The 15,866-nt window shown below is 45.7% G+C and carries 14 protein-coding genes; 10 read left to right on the forward strand and 4 right to left on the reverse strand.

All coding sequences use genetic code 11. The features are described 5' to 3' along the window. Window positions 1-11: 11 nt before the first annotated feature. The 4 genes from LZG94_RS02880 to LZG94_RS02895 all read right to left on the reverse strand — a co-directional run bounded on the left by LZG94_RS02880 (window position 12) and on the right by LZG94_RS02895 (window position 4,233). On the reverse strand, window positions 12-1,604 hold the full coding sequence (locus LZG94_RS02880) for an FMN-binding glutamate synthase family protein (RefSeq protein WP_215233627.1): 1,593 nt from the start codon (window positions 1,602-1,604) through the stop codon (window positions 12-14). 10 nt (window positions 1,605-1,614) lie between these two features. Further along, window positions 1,615-2,856 (reverse strand): 3-phosphoshikimate 1-carboxyvinyltransferase, encoded by a 1,242-nt coding sequence (locus tag LZG94_RS02885; RefSeq protein ID WP_233790452.1) that lies wholly within the window; start codon window positions 2,854-2,856, stop codon window positions 1,615-1,617. A gap of 51 nt (window positions 2,857-2,907) precedes the next feature. Next, window positions 2,908-3,522: a hypothetical protein gene (locus LZG94_RS02890; protein ID WP_215233625.1), complete on the reverse strand. Its 615-nt coding sequence runs from the start codon at window positions 3,520-3,522 to the stop codon at window positions 2,908-2,910. Window positions 3,523-3,609: 87 nt separating this feature from the next. Further along, window positions 3,610-4,233 (reverse strand): DUF502 domain-containing protein, encoded by a 624-nt coding sequence (locus LZG94_RS02895; protein ID WP_215233624.1) that lies wholly within the window; start codon window positions 4,231-4,233, stop codon window positions 3,610-3,612. 162 nt (window positions 4,234-4,395) lie between these two features. On the opposite strand from LZG94_RS02895, the gene LZG94_RS02900 reads away from it, so the two are divergent. The 10 genes from LZG94_RS02900 (at window position 4,396) to LZG94_RS02945 (ending at window position 15,819) form a co-directional block, all read left to right on the forward strand. Further along, window positions 4,396-5,475 (forward strand): Ldh family oxidoreductase, encoded by a 1,080-nt coding sequence (locus LZG94_RS02900; protein WP_233790453.1) that lies wholly within the window; start codon window positions 4,396-4,398, stop codon window positions 5,473-5,475. Between the two features lie 65 nt (window positions 5,476-5,540). Continuing rightward, window positions 5,541-6,578, forward strand: a complete 1,038-nt coding sequence (mltG, locus tag LZG94_RS02905; protein ID WP_215233622.1) for an endolytic transglycosylase MltG — start codon at window positions 5,541-5,543, stop codon at window positions 6,576-6,578. A gap of 1 nt (window position 6,579) precedes the next feature. Then, window positions 6,580-6,990: a thioesterase family protein gene (locus LZG94_RS02910; RefSeq protein WP_233790454.1), complete on the forward strand. Its 411-nt coding sequence runs from the start codon at window positions 6,580-6,582 to the stop codon at window positions 6,988-6,990. A gap of 6 nt (window positions 6,991-6,996) precedes the next feature. Continuing rightward, window positions 6,997-7,944 carry a YihY/virulence factor BrkB family protein gene (locus tag LZG94_RS02915; protein ID WP_233790455.1) on the forward strand — a complete coding sequence of 316 codons (948 nt, stop codon included), beginning with the start codon at window positions 6,997-6,999 and terminating at the stop codon, window positions 7,942-7,944. 106 nt (window positions 7,945-8,050) lie between these two features. After that, on the forward strand, window positions 8,051-9,043 hold the full coding sequence (locus LZG94_RS02920; RefSeq protein ID WP_233790456.1) for a glycosyltransferase: 993 nt from the start codon (window positions 8,051-8,053) through the stop codon (window positions 9,041-9,043). Between the two features lie 32 nt (window positions 9,044-9,075). Beyond that, window positions 9,076-9,702: an L-threonylcarbamoyladenylate synthase gene (locus LZG94_RS02925; protein WP_233790457.1), complete on the forward strand. Its 627-nt coding sequence runs from the start codon at window positions 9,076-9,078 to the stop codon at window positions 9,700-9,702. Between the two features lie 102 nt (window positions 9,703-9,804). Further along, complete coding sequence (locus LZG94_RS02930) at window positions 9,805-10,464, forward strand: WbqC family protein (RefSeq protein WP_233790458.1); 660 nt, start codon at window positions 9,805-9,807, stop codon at window positions 10,462-10,464. A gap of 64 nt (window positions 10,465-10,528) precedes the next feature. Then, entirely contained in the window at window positions 10,529-13,066 is a 2,538-nt protein-coding gene (locus LZG94_RS02935; RefSeq protein ID WP_215233618.1) for an ATP-dependent Clp protease ATP-binding subunit, read from the forward strand. A 163-nt stretch (window positions 13,067-13,229) separates the two neighbouring features. Continuing rightward, the gene (locus LZG94_RS02940) at window positions 13,230-14,909 is read left to right on the forward strand and encodes an alpha/beta hydrolase-fold protein (protein ID WP_233790459.1); all 1,680 of its coding nucleotides are present in this window, start codon (window positions 13,230-13,232) and stop codon (window positions 14,907-14,909) included. Window positions 14,910-14,934: 25 nt separating this feature from the next. Then, window positions 14,935-15,819, forward strand: a complete 885-nt coding sequence (locus LZG94_RS02945; protein WP_233790460.1) for a sugar phosphate isomerase/epimerase — start codon at window positions 14,935-14,937, stop codon at window positions 15,817-15,819. Window positions 15,820-15,866 lie beyond the last annotated feature (47 nt).

The raw sequence follows: 15,866 nt of genomic DNA on the forward strand, positions 1-15,866 counted from the left end.
CTGGTTAAATATCAGGCGACTTTCTCTCCGGGAATATCGCGCCCGCCTAAATGCGGACATTCAAGCAAATCATGAATGCCGGAAAATGGGACGATGGTTTTGAGATATCCATAATTTTCGGCCAGCGTGATCGTCCGGTTGTGATCGCCCATTGAAATATCCACATCATTCATACCAAACTGGCACGGATGTTCATAACCCGACGCGTGTGTAATTTCAATGATCTCCTTGGCGAGCGTAGTCATATAATTCGCAAAACGGACGCTTTTCAATGCCGGATCAATACCCGATTCTAGCCATTTATTATTCGTCGTAATGCCGGTAGGGCAGCGATTAGTATGACAGATCTGCGCCTGAATGCAGCCGATAGACATCATCGCTTCTCTGGCCACATTGATCACATCCGCACCCATGGAAAACGCCATTACAGCCTGTGCAGGTAGTCCCAGCTTGCCGGAAGCGATGAATGTGAGCTTATCGTTCAGGTTTCTTTTCTGGAAAATTTTATAAACAGTACTAAAAGCAAATACCAGCGGAAGCGAAACGTGATCCGCAAATGAGGGCGGCGCCGCTCCGGTACCGCCTTCACCACCATCTATCGCGATAAAATCAGGGCCTTTTCCTGTTTCTACCATCAAGTCGGCCAGCTCCTCCCACATTTCCGTTTTTCCTACCGCGGATTTAATACCGACTGGCAAGCCGGTTGCGGCGGCCATTTCTTCTATAAAATCGATCATTCCACGCACATCCGAAAACGCACTGTGGTAAGGGGGCGAAACAACGTCCACGCCCATCGGTACCTGTCTGATCTCCGCAATCTCTGCACTGATTTTGCTCGCCGGAAGTACGCCGCCTTTACCAGGTTTGGCCCCCTGCGACAATTTCAGTTCGATCATTCTGACAAATGGATTCTGGCTCGTCATTTTCACCAGTTTTTCCATCACAAAATTACCTTCATGATCACGCACCCCGAAATAGGAAGTGCCCATATTGAATACCACGTCGGCGCCGTAACGGTGGTAAGGCGACAGCCCGCCTTCGCCTGTATTATGGTAATTACCGAAACGAAATGAGCCTTTGTTCAATGCTTCGACGGCCCTGGAAGATAGGGAACCGAAACTCATCGCACTCACATTAATGATTGAGCGGGGTCGATAAGGTCTTTTACGGTTATGATATTGCCCGATCACTTTCGCCGCGGGAATCGTATAATGGTGCGGATCGTTTCCGTTTTTGACGTGGTGATTGTGGGTGGAATCGAGTCTTTTGGGCAGCATTGAAGGTTTTACGAGCACATAGCCCGGCGCGTGCATGTCCTGATCAGTACCAAAACCCTGGTAGTTATTTTCTTTTTTGGCAGAAGCATAAATCCACGATCGCTGCCGGCGGTTGAATGGAAGTTCTTCACGGTTGTTGGCAACAATATACTGCCGCAGCTCGGGCCCGATCGTTTCGAGCATATAACGGAAATGCCCTACCAGCGGAAAGTTGTGCTGGATCGTATGTTTTCTCTGCAAAATATCCCTCAGCGCAATCAGGACGATCAATATCAATATATAAGCCCAGATAGGGATCGCGGCCAAAAACGAGAGGGTACTGTCCATGAAAGTGGTTTTAAATTTCTTTTTCTTCCCAGACAGTCACTTTGCTGAGGTCTTTCCAATAGCCCGGATAAGATTTTACAACTACACCCGGTTCTTCAATTCTGATCGGTGCTACCATTCCGGCCGGCGCAAATGCCATTGCCATTCTGTGGTCGTCGTAAGTGTGGATAGAAGGCAATTCAAGCGGTTGGAAATTGCTGATCCTGGAAACTTCGTACAAATGGTCTTTCTCAATCTCCGTCAATTCTGCGCCCAGCTTTTTCAATTCCTGCTGCAATGCGAATACGCGGTCTGTTTCCTTGATCTTTAAACTCTCTATGCCCGTCATGGACAGGCGGATATCTTTCACTGCGCAACAAACAGCTACTGTCTGGGCGAGATCGGGGCAATCGGTGAAATCCCAGCCAATGGATGCAGCTGCGGGTATTTTGGTTAGTAAAACTCCGCGGTCGGTAAATTCGCTCTCTACTCCCAAATGCCTCATAATCTTTACGATAGCACTATCTCCTTGTAAAGAGTTTTGTTTCAATCCCAGCAACTCCACTTCTGCATTTTCAGATAACGCCACGATGCTGTACCAATAGCTCGCGCCCGACCAATCGGACTCGACGGCGTAAGGTTTTGGCTGGTATTTTAATGGGGGAACAGTAATGGTATTGGCTTGCCAGTCGGCTTTGTAATCAATACCAAAATACGCCATCTGATTGAGCGTCATTTCAATATAGGGCCGCGAGCCAACTTCGCCTTCGAGTTGAATAGTCAACCCGCTGGGCAGCTCGGGCGCGATCATTAGCAAAGCTGAAATGTACTGACTGCTCACGTCACCACGCATCACGAGCTTGTGTTCACCTGAGTAGTTAAAACCGTTCAGTTTCAACGGTGGGTAACCTTCCTCTTTCTGATATTCAATATCTGCACCCAAAATCCGCAATGCATCCACCAATATCCCGATCGGCCGCTCGCACATGCGCGGCGTACCTGTCATGATCTTGGTTTGATTGGTCACCGAGTAATAGGCAGTCAAAAACCGCATAGTAGTACCTGCGTCGATCACGTCGGCAACTTCGTCCTTTGAATCCAGTAAACGCATCATGGTTTGTGAATCCCTGGCTTCGGATACATTGTAAAGTTCGCATTGAAATCCGGTCAGTGCATTGATGATCAGCGCGCGGTTGCACTCACTTTTAGATGCTACCAGTTTGATTTCGGCTTTTACAGGCTGTTTCGGTGGGTAAACGACAATCGATTTCACTTTGAAAAGGTCAGATTTTGAATAGGCAACGGGAATGTGCCGATTAATAACTTAATATGTTTCGAGTACTTTCAGCTTGTTACGACCATTGATTTTCAGAGAAGAAAATGTGAGCCTGTAACAGATATAGCCTGCGACGACCATGGAGCCGCCTACTACGAGCGAAGCAGTATCGGTGGTGAAACGTTTACCGTCTACGCCGCGGTTGAAAAAATCGGCACCCACAAAAAGCAGCCCTGCAAGCGGAAGGATAGGGGCCAGCTGAGATATAAAAGGAATGCGGCGCGACACTTTCATCAGGCGAATATCTTTCAATAAAATTTCCTGATAATCCATTCGTCCTACTGCTTCATTCAATATCCCGATCGTAAAGGAAGAGTCTGAAACACTGGCAATGGTTTCGTTGAAACGGATCGTTTCATTATGCATTCTGAACTTGATATTGTCGCCGGGAAAAAAGCGGTAGCGATGAAATCCGCCGATGGTCGGAGAGGCGTCGAGTACGAGGTATTTTTGTCCGGGGTTCGCGATAACCCTGTTCGAACCGCCTTGTTTGATAAACAATTCTTCACTGGAAAGGGCTTTCTGAGCTTCATAATGGTCCTGCGACCAAGCTGTAAGATTCCCAAAAATTAACACAAAAAAGATAAGCAGCAGCTGTCTCATAGCACAAAATGAATGTTTCAAATATAGGGAATCATTCTCTTAAACGGGCAGATCTGTTGCAATGTTGCTGATTTTAGCCAGGTCGGATCAGTCAGCTTCCGCCGTTTCTTCCTTGGGAACTTTAACCGAAACACCACCTGAAACGATCATTTTCATGACGTCGGTAGAAGGCGCATCGACTGGTACTACCAGGGCGGTAGGGACAATGAGGAGCTCGCCGGAAAGTGAATAGGAGAATGGCATATAAACTGCGACGTGATCTGAAATTTTGAGGTGGGTCAGGTCATTTTGTGTGATGAAACCGATCTTTTTAATCTCAGCATCTTTGTAAATGGTGACCAGTACGGGTTGGTTGAATTTCTTTTTGTCACCGACAAATGCAAGTATGAGGTCTTTAATGGAATAGTAGATCAGGCTTACGAGCGGAATGCGGCGCATCAGCTTTTCAGTAAACTTGAAAAAGGACTGCGGAATGATTGTGGAAAACAGAAACCCAAGTAATATGATCCCGGAAAGGATGATCAGCACACCCAGCCCGGGCAGGTAAATGGACTGCTGATCGGAGATCGGAATGTCGATCCGGATAATATTATCGAGATATTCCACGCCACTCCAGATAATCAGCCCGGTGGCGTAAAGCGGCGCAACGAGCACGAGCCCACGTATAAAATAGCTGATGATCCTTTTCAGGATCGAATTCTTAATTTCCATTTAGTTTGAAGCCTTTGCGGCGGAAAAGGTAGGTAGTATGCGGACAGATACGGCGAATGAAATATTGGACGATGCCGATTGAATTTTGATATTTGCACCCCGACAGCAACTTTTAGCTGTAATCTCCGTAAAAATAAAGAGAAGTTCACTCATTTGACGTATATGTATCAGGCCAGTTATTTGAAACATTTTACAGAAGAAGTTTTTCGCGCAATCGGCTGTCCGGCCGAGGAAGCGGAACTGGCTTCGACCGTATTGATCAGCGCAGATCTTCGCGGCGTCGATTCGCACGGAATTGCGCGTTTGGCGGGTTATGTGCGGTTATATGACAATGGAAGGCTGAATCCTACGCCGCAGGTGAAGGTAGTTTATGAAACGCCAAGTACGGCGGTGGTTGACGGAGATCGTGGGCTGGGACTGGTTGTGGCGCCTCAGGCGATGGAAATTGCGATGGAAAAAGCGGAGAAAGTGGGTTCGGGCTGGGTTTCAGTACGTAATTCCAATCACTTCGGTATAGCGGGATACCACGCAATGCTGGCGCTTCAAAGGGATATGATCGGTTGGACGATGACCAATGCGGCCCCGCTGGTCACGCCTACTTTTTCACTGGATAAATTACTGGGAACCAATCCAATAGCAGTGGCGGTACCGGCGAACGAGGAGCCTGCATTTGTAGCAGATTTTGCGTCGACCGCTGTCGCTTACGGGAAGTTTGAGATATTGCAACGCAAAAATTTGCCAGCTCCACTAGGCTGGGCCCAGGATTCGGAAGGAAATCCTACGACGGATTCTAATGCTGTAAAAAGCGGCGGCGGGTTATTGCCGCTGGGTTCGGACAGAGAACATGGAAGTCACAAGGGATATGGTTTGGGTGCTATTGTAGATATATTCTCGGGTGTGCTTTCGGGTGCAAATTTTGGCCCGTGGGTGCCGCCTTTCGCTACGGCAGGGTTTATGTCGGCGCAGGAAGGAGTGGGGTTGGGTACGGGGCATTTCCTCGGCGCAATGCGGGTGGATGGTTTCAGGCCGGCCGAAGACTTTAAGAAAGATATGGATAAATGGATCCGTGCATTCAGAGGCGCGCGGGCGGTGGAAGGAGAAAAAGTATTGATCCCGGGCGATCCTGAGCGGGAAATGGAGGCAGATCGAAGTGTGAATGGAATCCAATTGCTGGAACCTGTTGTTTTGTCGCTGGCCGAGCTGGCGAAAAGGTTCGGGATCCCATTTGAAGCAAATTTATAAACAAAAAGAAAACAGCAGAAGCCGGGCGCCGGGCGCCGACTGCCGAAGCTGACAGACTTATCACTATGTCGCGTAATTTCAAAGTAGGGTTATTCGTAACCATCGCCATTCTGGCCACCACATTTTCATTTTATTTCTGGCAGATATTCAAAACGCCGAATCTGCAAGTTGATAAGCAAACGAGTTTCGTATTGCTGATCCCGGAAGGCGGGACTTATCAATCTGTTTTGGATACGCTGAACAAGCACGATGTGATCAATGACCACATTTCATTCCGTTTCCTGGCAAAATTGCTGGACTATCCGGAGGAAGTGAAACCAGGCCGCTACGTGATCAAGCCCGGTAGCAGCAATTATACGGTAGTCAAAAAACTGAGCTCGGGAAACCAGGATGCGGTGAAGCTCACTTTCAATAATATCAGGCTGAAAGAAGATCTGATCAAACGCATTGGCAGCAGGTTTGAATTTGGAGAAGCCAATTTTCGCAAAGCATTGAACGATCCCGCAGTTTGTAACAAATACGGACTGGATACGCTCACGATCGTGTCTATGTTTTTACCCAATACCTATGAAATATTCTGGACAACGGGTACTGAGAAGTTTTTGGACAGAATGCATAGTGAATACAAGAAATTCTGGACGGATGAAAAGGTGGCGAAAGCAAAGGAAATCGGACTTACACCAGTTCAGGTTTCTATTTTAGCTTCCATTGTCGAAGAGGAGCAAGCCAGGAAAGTGGACGAGCGTCCGCGTGTGGCGGGTCTGTATCTCAACCGTTTAAAGGCTGAAATGCCGTTGCAGGCTGATCCTACTATCAAATTTGCATTGCAGGATTTTGCGATCAAACGGATATTGAATGGTCAGCTGATGATCCAGTCGCCTTACAATACCTATCTCAACACCGGCCTGCCTCCCGGCCCGATCCGCGTAGCCGATTTCAATTCGCTGGATGCAGTCCTGAATTACGATAAGCACGATTATATTTATATGTGTGCAAAAGCGGATTTGTCTGGTTACCACGCATTTGCGACCAATTATGATGACCATCTCAAAAACGCCCGTCTTTACCAGGCTGAATTGAACCGGCTTAAAATCCTGAAATAGCATGTTTGTTTATGAAGTAAAAGGCATTCGCGTCAGGTATGCTGACACGGATCAGATGGGGTATGTGTATTACGGAAATTATGCCCGGTACTACGAGATTGGTCGGGTGGAATCGCTGCGCAGCCTTGATTTTCATTACAAAGCAATGGAAGATGAAGGAGTTATGATGCCTGTTTACGAAAGTCACTTCCGCTATTTAAAACCGGCCCGTTACGACGATCTGCTGAATATCCGCGTTACGATTCAGGATATGCCGGGTGTTCGGGTTCGTTTTTTTTATGAAATTCGAAATCAGGACGATATTTTACTCAACACAGGAGACACGACGCTCGTTTTTCAAAGGCGCGATAACGGGAAGTTGTGTACAGCTCCGGAGAAGCTCAAAGCAAAGCTTCTTGCCTATTTTGAATAAGTAACTATGGAAAATATGCTTGAAAAACTGTTGCGAAACCGCCAAATCAAGCGACTTATTACGTGGTTACAGAAGTCGATGTTATGGAAAGGGACGGTATCACCTTACGAGATTATCCTGAACCTGGTACAGAGCAACCGAAAGTACGATATCGACCAGCGCGCTTCGGCTGTTGCTTATAGTCTCACACTCGCCGCATTTCCGGCCATTATCTTCCTTTTTACCCTAATACCCTACATTCCAATCGAAAATCTGGATCAGCAGATCATGGAACTGTTGCGTGAAAATATGCCGCGCGGAATCTATGAAGATGCTGACCAGACGATCATGGATATTATCAGCAGGCCTCGCAGCGGCGTACTTTCTTTCGGTTTTATTTTCGCGATGATTGCTTCTACCAACGGTATGATGTCGCTGATGCGGTCATTTGATATGGTGTATGAAGACGACGAGATCAGGGGTTTTTTGCTTACACGCGGCATTGCTATCCTGCTTACTTTGCTGCTGATCCTGGTTTTGTGCGTGTCTGTGATTTTGCTGATCGTCGGTGACGCCGTGATGCACCTGCTTTCTGAATGGAATATCGTAATGGACAGCCTGCTACTGACCATGCTGAATGTGACCCGATACCTGGTCAGTTTTGGTTCACTTATGCTCACGATCTCGATTATTTACCGGTTCGCGCCTTCTCACGGCCGTCAAACCGCTTTCTTGAATGTGGGGTCAATTATCGCTTCTGTTCTGATCCTCGCTTCGACTTACGGATTCTCGTTTTATCTCTCCAAATTTAGCTCGTATAACAAATTGTACGGCTCTATTGGTACGATGATCGCATTGATGATCTGGCTGTACCTGCTTGCATTTGTAATTATTTTGGGCTTCGAGATCAACGACAGCATCGCGACTGCGCGAAGGAGGAAAGGGTATTCAAGGCGTTCATCTGCCGTAAAATAACAAACTCCTTCGGTTGTTCGGATACTTACTAGTTTTGTCAGGAAAGGCGCAAATCATCAACAACTTCCGCGCCGTTGTGAGCTAGACAGCACATGTGCGTGTACAAATGAAACAATTGGAACTGCCACTGGTTACGGTAATCCTGACCGTATTTAATCAGGAAAAATATTTAGAGGAGACGCTCAATTCGGTATTCAGCCAGACTTATCCTTCCTTACAGCTTATCGTTATTGATAATGCGAGTTCAGACGATTCTCTCCGCATTATCGATCATTTTCAGGAAAAAGGTCCTGCATTTCAACTCATCAAAAACCATAGAAATGTCGGCTTGTGCCGCGCGTTTAACCAAGGTTTGCGCATTGCGGAAGGGAAATATGTGATTGACCTTTCTGGCGACGATATCATGCTTGCCGACCGTATTGCAAAGCAGGTAAGAGCTTTTGAGGCACTATCGGAGGAATATGCGGTTCTTTTTTCCAATGCTATTTATATTGATAAATCGGGCCACGAGCTGAATTACCATTACCCGGTTAACGAGTGGGGGAGAGCTTTAATGCAGGTACCTTCGGGCGATGTGTACAAAAAAGTGCTTGAAAATTATTTTATCTGCACGCCCACGATGATGATGCGCAGAGAGGCGCTGCATTTGCTTGGAGGTTATGATGAAGATCTGCTTTTTGAGGACTTCGATTTCTGGATCAGGTCGGCAGTTCGGTTTAAGTATCAGTATCAGGATGAAGTTTTAACCAAAAAAAGACTGCTGCCCGCTTCACTTTCCAGCCTGGTTTACCAAAAAAATAGCGGCTTGCTAAACTCCTATTATGCTGTCTGCAACAAAGCTTACGACCTGAACCGCGACCAGCAGGAATTTGATCTGCTGGCGGCACGTATTCGTACATTTATCCGCAAATGTCTGTACGCACAGGATGTTGAATTGGCAATGCGTTTTCGGCGTTTGCTGAATTACATCGAAAACCCGGGGTGGCAGACGGAGGTGATTATATTGTTGTGCAGATTACATCTTCCGGTCAATTTTGCGTACCGATTTTATATTAAAAACTTAAAAAAAGCATTTGGTCAGGAAGGATTTAGCTTTTAGCATTGTTAGTTAATAAAAAGTTACAAGTTCCTATGCCTGCTGAATTCATTAAAATATATCCCCAGAACCCCGACGAGCGTCGAATCAGACAAGTTGTTGATTGTTTGCGCGGGGGAGGATTGGTCATTTATCCAACTGACACGATCTATGGTCTCGGTTGTGATATCTACAATTCAAGAGCGGTTGAAAAGATCGCACGTATAAAAGGGATCAAGCCTCAGAAAAACGACTTTTCATTCATTTGCTATGATCTGAGCCACATTTCGGATTTTGCAAGAGTTGGCAATACAGCTTTCAAAATGATGAAGCGCGTGCTGCCTGGTCCCTATACTTTCATTCTGGAAGCCACCAGTAACGTACCCAAGCTTTTAAATACAAACAAAAAGACGGTCGGTATCCGGGTGCCGGACAATCTTATCCCAAGGCTGATCGTACGGGATCTTGGAAATCCGATTGTGACAACTTCCATCAAAGATGATGACGAAGTGATCGAGTATTCAACTGACCCTGAGCTGATTTACGAGAAATTTCAACATCAGGTCGATATCGTTGTCGACGGCGGTTATGGTGGCAATATCCCTTCGACCATTGTGAAAGCGGATGCAGAGGAGTTCGAGGTAATCCGGGAAGGGTTGGGCGATATCAGTATTTTTTCGTGACCTGAATTGTAAAGATCCAAGCCGGTATTGAAGATTGCCGACTACGGAAAATAATTATTATAAATTTTTTGATAATATCACGAGCCTTTAGCATATTTGATAGTGTCGGAAATATCAGTGAATAGTGCGAAAACAAGTGCAGCGAGGATAGAATTACAGTATTTGCCCTGCCTGGAATACTTTACCTGCATTCTTCAGTACGACCGGATTTTAATTGATATCGAGGAAAGATATGTGAAGCAGACGTTCCGGAACCGGTGCAGTGTGCTTACTGCCAACAAAATCGATGTACTGACGGTCCCGGTGAAAGGATTCGATGCAGTCGCCCCCACAAAAGATATATTGATCGATTATAACCAGGATTGGTTAAGACGCCACCTGGGCTGCCTGAAATCAGCATACGGAAAATCTCCGTTTTACGAGTTTTACATATCTGAATTTACCCACACTTACGAAAAAAAGCCGCGATTTCTGGCGGATTTGAATTATGAATTATTGACAATTTGTCTTAGATTGGTAGGGATCAAAAGGGAGATCAGGTACATTTTGTCAGGTGAACGGGAAGAAGAAAAGGGTGTCGATAACGTTATATCGCTCATAAACAACAAGAAAAGCCAAAATTCTTCGATTTACTATCAGCCACTACCTTATTATCAGACTTTTGGGAATGATTTTGTAGGTAATCTTAGCATAATTGATTTACTCTTTAACATGGGGCCGGAAGCAAAAAGTGTTTTGTTAAGATCCTGTAAATCTCGATAAAGCTATTTGAACAAAGAGAGCTCAAGTAGCGTTAATGACTTTAAACACTTTTTATTGCTACACGATGGAAGCAAAATTTTCGAATAGAGTGAAAGAAGTAATTTCTATGAGCCGGGAAGAAGCCCTCCGCCTTGGCCATGATTACATTGGAGCAGAACACTTATTACTAGGGATGATACGTGAGGGTGACGGTGTAGCGATTGGATTACTTAAAAAACTCGGCGTTTCGTTGGACGATGTACGTCAAACGATCGAGCAGGCAACCAAGGGTGCCGCAACAAACAATGTCAAGAATCTTCAAAATATACCTTTGACAAGGCAATCGGAAAAAGTACTTAAAATCACTTATCTGGAAGCTAAAATTTTCAAAAGTACGCTGATCGGAACTGAACATTTATTGTTGTCGATCCTGCGGGATGAAGATAATGTAGGGACGCAGATCTTACATAAATTTAATGTTAACTACGAAGTCATTAAGGAAATGTTAGAATATCAATCATCTGGATCCAGACCTCATATGGGGCCGGAGACCGAGGACGGAGACGACGAAGCAAGAGGCGGAATGTTTGGAGGCGGCGGATCTTCATCCGGAAAAGAATCAAAAGGTGCAGAGAAATCGCGCACGCCAGTATTGGATAATTTCGGAAGAGATTTGACCAAGATGGCGGAAGTCGGCAAACTAGACCCTATTGTAGGTCGTGAAAAGGAAATCGAGCGCGTTGCGCAAATCCTTAGCCGCCGTAAAAAGAATAACCCGATCCTGATCGGTGAGCCGGGTGTGGGTAAAACTGCTATTGCAGAAGGGCTTGCATTGCGGATCGTTCAGAAAAAAGTATCGCGTGTGCTTTTTGGCAAACGCGTTGTAACGCTTGATCTGGCTTCACTGGTAGCAGGTACAAAATACCGCGGTCAGTTTGAAGAAAGAATGAAAGCGGTGATGAATGAGTTGGAAAAGTCTCCTGACGTGATCCTGTTCATTGATGAGCTGCACACGATTGTCGGCGCAGGTGGCGCTTCCGGTTCGCTGGATGCCTCCAATATGTTCAAGCCGGCATTGTCACGCGGAGAAATCCAGTGTATCGGAGCTACGACATTAGATGAATATCGCCAGTATATTGAAAAAGACGGTGCATTGGCACGTCGTTTCCAAATGGTAATGGTGGATGCGACTTCGATCGAAGAAACGATCCAGATCCTTGAAAACATCAAAGATAAGTACGAAGATCACCACCACGTAAACTATACGCCGGAATCGATCAGTACTGCTGTGAAACTTTCGGAAAGATATATTACGGACCGGTTCCTGCCGGATAAAGCGATTGACGTATTGGATGAAGTGGGCGCAAGAGTTCACATCAGCAATATCACGGTTCCGGAAGATATTCTGGTTCTGGAAGAGCAGATCGAAAATATCAAGCAAGAGAAAAACCGGGTTGTTAAAAGCCAGAAATACGAGGAAGCAGCTCAGCTTAGAGATCGTGAGAAAAAATTGATCGATCAGCTTGACCGCGCGAAACTTGCCTGGGAAGAAGAAACCAAGCAAAAACGCTATACTGTAACTGAGCATAATGTAGCTGAGGTTGTAGCGATGATGACTGGTATTCCGGTCACCAACGTATCGATGGATGAAGGCAAGAAATTGCTGAATATGGCTGAGGAGCTGAAAAGCAAGGTTATCGGACAAGATCCGCCAATCGAAAAGCTTACCAAGGCGATCCAGCGTACTCGTGTGGGATTGAAAGATCCTAAGAAACCGATCGGTTCGTTCATCTTCCTTGGACCAACAGGTGTAGGTAAGACGGAGCTTGCGAAGGTATTGTCAACTTATCTGTTTGATAAAGACGATTCACTGGTTCGTATCGATATGAGCGAGTACATGGAGAAATTCAGCGTATCTCGTCTAGTCGGAGCGCCTCCGGGATATGTGGGTTATGAAGAAGGTGGCCAGCTGACTGAAAAAATCAGAAGAAAACCATATAGCGTCGTTCTTTTGGATGAGATAGAAAAAGCGCACCCGGACGTTTTCAATATCCTGTTACAGGTGTTGGACGATGGGATTCTGACGGACGGACTGGGAAGAAGGGTCGATTTCAGAAATACGATCATTATCATGACTTCCAATATCGGAGCGCGTGATTTGAAAGATTTCGGATCGGGTATCGGTTTCTCTACCAAAGCGAAATCTGAGAATCAGGATGAGATTATGAAAGGGACAATACAAAGCGCCCTTCGTAAGGCATTCTCTCCAGAGTTCCTGAACCGTTTGGATGATGTGATCGTGTTCAACTCGCTGCAACGTGAGGATCTGCACAGGATCATCGATATTTCTCTCGGCAAGTTGTTTAACCGTGTGAAAGGTTTGGGTTATGAAATCGAGTTGACTATCCCGGCGAAAGATTTTCTTTCTGAAAAAGGATACGATCCTCAGTATGGAGCCCGCCCGCTTAACCGCGCGATCCAAAAATACCTCGAAGATCCCGTTGCTGAGGAAATCCTGAAAGGTGATTTGCGTGAAGGTGACGTATTGGTTGCAAACCACGAAGAAAACAGTGAGCAACTCGTAATTACAGTAAGGAAAAAAGAAGAAGAATTGGCGAATTAATTAGCTGATTAGTAGTAAAATAATAGTAATGCAAAAAGGCAGGTCGAAAGATCTGCCTTTTTTGTTGACAAATATTAACACCGGCCTTTCAAAGCATTTGCCGGATTTCTGCGTTCACATGATGAATTCGTTTATATTTAACCAACAAATAATTAAATAGCAGATGAAGATTCATTTTACAAAGGCTGCATTTCTTCTCATTTTCGGGTTAGTAACGACAATCTCCAATCTAAGTGCTCAAAAATATGCAAGTGGGCCGCAGGTGCTATCTTTCTTTTCCGATGCAGACGATACGGATCAGCCTTACGGACTATATCTTCCACCGAATTACGACGAAAATAAAAAGTACCCGTTAGTTGTAATGCTGCACGGTGCGGGTTCTAATCATCGGCTTGCATTGAAGCGGGTTTTTGGCAAAACCAATGAAGAGGGTGAAACGGATGTGGAAGCTTCCCGGTATTTCCAAAAGTGGGATGATGTCGATTTCATCGTTGCATCGGTATATGCCCGCGGAACTGCCGGCTACCAGGGCATTCCCGAGCAGGATGTTTATGATATGCTGGATGATGTTAAAAGGCGCTTTAAGGTTGACGAGAATAAAATTTATCTGACCGGTCTTTCAATGGGTGGAGGCGGAACACTTTGGATCGGGCTGACCCGACCTGATATCTGGGCAGCGATTGCGCCCGTCTGTCCAGCGCCGCCAGCAGGTACTTTTGACCTGGCGACTAATGCTTTGAATTTTCCTATACACTTTTTTCACGGCGATGCAGATCCGGTTGTGCCTGTGGAAGGCACGCGCAAGTGGGTGAGTCATTTGCAGGATATTGGTGTGGAAGTGAGTTATAAAGAGTTTGTGGATGTGAAGCACGATAGCTGGGTAAGTGCGTACGATAATCAATTCATATTCGAATGGTTTGGGCACGCGGAGAGAAATCCCTATCCGGACCGGGTGAGGTTTGTGAGCAAGCTTTACAAGTATAATAAGTCATTTTGGGTGACTTTCGATAAAATCCAGCAGGGTACTTTGGCTGAGATCGATGCGAATCTTGCTAAACCCAATGCCCTGGAAATTACGACCAAAAATTTGGACGCATTCACATTGAACCTGAAAAACCATCCGAAGTTCAAACCAGGAACACTCACTGTGAAGCTCGACGGTGTCAATCTTTCAATAAAAACAGACAGTACAACTTCATTTTCAAAAAACGGCGGAGCTTGGGCAGTCGCGCCTAATGCGGTTGCAACTGCCTCTAGTAAAAGGAAAGGAGCGGAGGGACCTATTCTCGACGCATTTTCCACGCGTCACGTTTATGTATACGGAACTGCTGACAATCCTTCACCGGAGGAACTGACGAAACGGCTGGAAATTGCAAACACGGCAGCGAACTGGTCGCAATACCGCGGAGAGTTTTTGGGCAGGATCATGTTTTTCCCTCGTGTGCTGTCAGATAAGGAAGTCCGGCCCAGTGATCTGGAAAGCAGTAACCTAATACTTTTTGGTACAAAAGAAACGAATTCTTATATAGCCAAATTTGCGGACAAGCTTCCAATGCATTTAAATCCGGCTGACAAGACGCACGGTCTGTTTTACGTTTTTCCAATGAATAAGCATTATGTTGCAGTCAATTCGGGCTTGCCGTGGTGGATTGGGACAGAAGATCAGGGTTATCCGTTTGTGCCGGTGATGCACCGCAAGTTGTCTGAATATAAAGACTTTCTCTTATTTAAAGACAGCGCGAAAAACATTGTGACGGACGGTCACTTTACACCCGAATGGAAGCTTCCCGAAGATGTTAAGACCAAACTCTCAGCCTCAGGTGCTGTGAATTTTAACAAATAGAAACATTACTTTTTATAAATAACCGATGAACTACGACGAAAAGATTTCGAGGAAATCCTTCATGAAGGCCGGCGCAATGCTCCTGGCGACTCCGATGCTTTCCAAAATAAACTGGGAGCAAAAGGCGGCATCCAAAATTGGTTTGCAGCTTTATACGCTCCGCAACGAACTGTCCAAAGACCTGCTGGGAACACTGAAAAAAGTGTCTTCAATTGGTTATAAGGAAGTTGAGCTTTTTGGCTATAACGACGGTAAATTCTTTGGTAAAACGCCAAAGGAATTCAAGAAAATCCTGGGCGACCTTGGTCTGGATCCGGTGAGTGGGCATTATGGTGCCGGTGTTGAGAATACAAAAGCGATCGGTAGTCTGAGCAACAATTGGCAGCAAGCTGTTGACGATGCGGCTGAAATCGGTCAGAAGTATGCAGTATGTGCTTATTTGACGGAAGGTGAGCGCAAAACGATCGATCAATACAAAAGCTATGTAGACCTGTTCAATAAGTCGGGAGAAGTGGCTAAGAAAGCGGGTCTGCAATTCGGCTACCACAACCATGATTTTGAATTCAAGAAAATCGACGGACAGCTTCCTTACGATCTGATTGCTTCTACTGATTCGAACCTGGTGAAGCTGGAACTCGACCTTTACTGGATCGTGAAAGCGGGAATGGATCCTGTTGATCTTTTCAAGAAATACCCGGGCCGTTTCCCACTTTGGCACGTGAAAGACATGGATAAAGGTGACCAATCATTTGCAGAAGTTGGTACCGGCTCTATCGATTTCAAAAAGATATTTGCAGCAAGAAAAACAGCTGGCCTGACACATTTCTTTGTAGAGCAGGATGTAGCCAAGAGACCTCCGCTGGAGGCGATTGAGATCAGTTTTCAGAATGTGACCAAGATGAAAGTATAGGAATAAAAAAAGACCCGGCCGCATAGCAGCCGGGTCTTCCAAATTAT

Source organism: Dyadobacter sp. CY343 (assembly GCF_021390335.1).
In the GTDB taxonomy this organism is placed as follows: Bacteria; Bacteroidota; Bacteroidia; order Cytophagales; family Spirosomataceae; genus Dyadobacter.

Coding starts and splice junctions, on each gene's coding strand:
- LZG94_RS02880 (WP_215233627.1), bottom strand. CDS start 1,604: ATGGACAGTACCCTCTCGTTTTTGGCCGCGATCCCTATCTGGGCTTAT.
- LZG94_RS02890 (WP_215233625.1), bottom strand. CDS start 3,522: ATGAGACAGCTGCTGCTTATCTTTTTTGTGTTAATTTTTGGGAATCTT.
- LZG94_RS02895 (WP_215233624.1), bottom strand. CDS start 4,233: ATGGAAATTAAGAATTCGATCCTGAAAAGGATCATCAGCTATTTTATA.
- LZG94_RS02900 (WP_233790453.1), top strand. CDS start 4,396: ATGTATCAGGCCAGTTATTTGAAACATTTTACAGAAGAAGTTTTTCGC.
- mltG (WP_215233622.1), top strand. CDS start 5,541: ATGTCGCGTAATTTCAAAGTAGGGTTATTCGTAACCATCGCCATTCTG.
- LZG94_RS02910 (WP_233790454.1), top strand. CDS start 6,580: ATGTTTGTTTATGAAGTAAAAGGCATTCGCGTCAGGTATGCTGACACG.
- LZG94_RS02915 (WP_233790455.1), top strand. CDS start 6,997: ATGGAAAATATGCTTGAAAAACTGTTGCGAAACCGCCAAATCAAGCGA.
- LZG94_RS02920 (WP_233790456.1), top strand. CDS start 8,051: ATGAAACAATTGGAACTGCCACTGGTTACGGTAATCCTGACCGTATTT.
- LZG94_RS02925 (WP_233790457.1), top strand. CDS start 9,076: ATGCCTGCTGAATTCATTAAAATATATCCCCAGAACCCCGACGAGCGT.
- LZG94_RS02935 (WP_215233618.1), top strand. CDS start 10,529: ATGGAAGCAAAATTTTCGAATAGAGTGAAAGAAGTAATTTCTATGAGC.
- LZG94_RS02940 (WP_233790459.1), top strand. CDS start 13,230: ATGAAGATTCATTTTACAAAGGCTGCATTTCTTCTCATTTTCGGGTTA.
- LZG94_RS02945 (WP_233790460.1), top strand. CDS start 14,935: ATGAACTACGACGAAAAGATTTCGAGGAAATCCTTCATGAAGGCCGGC.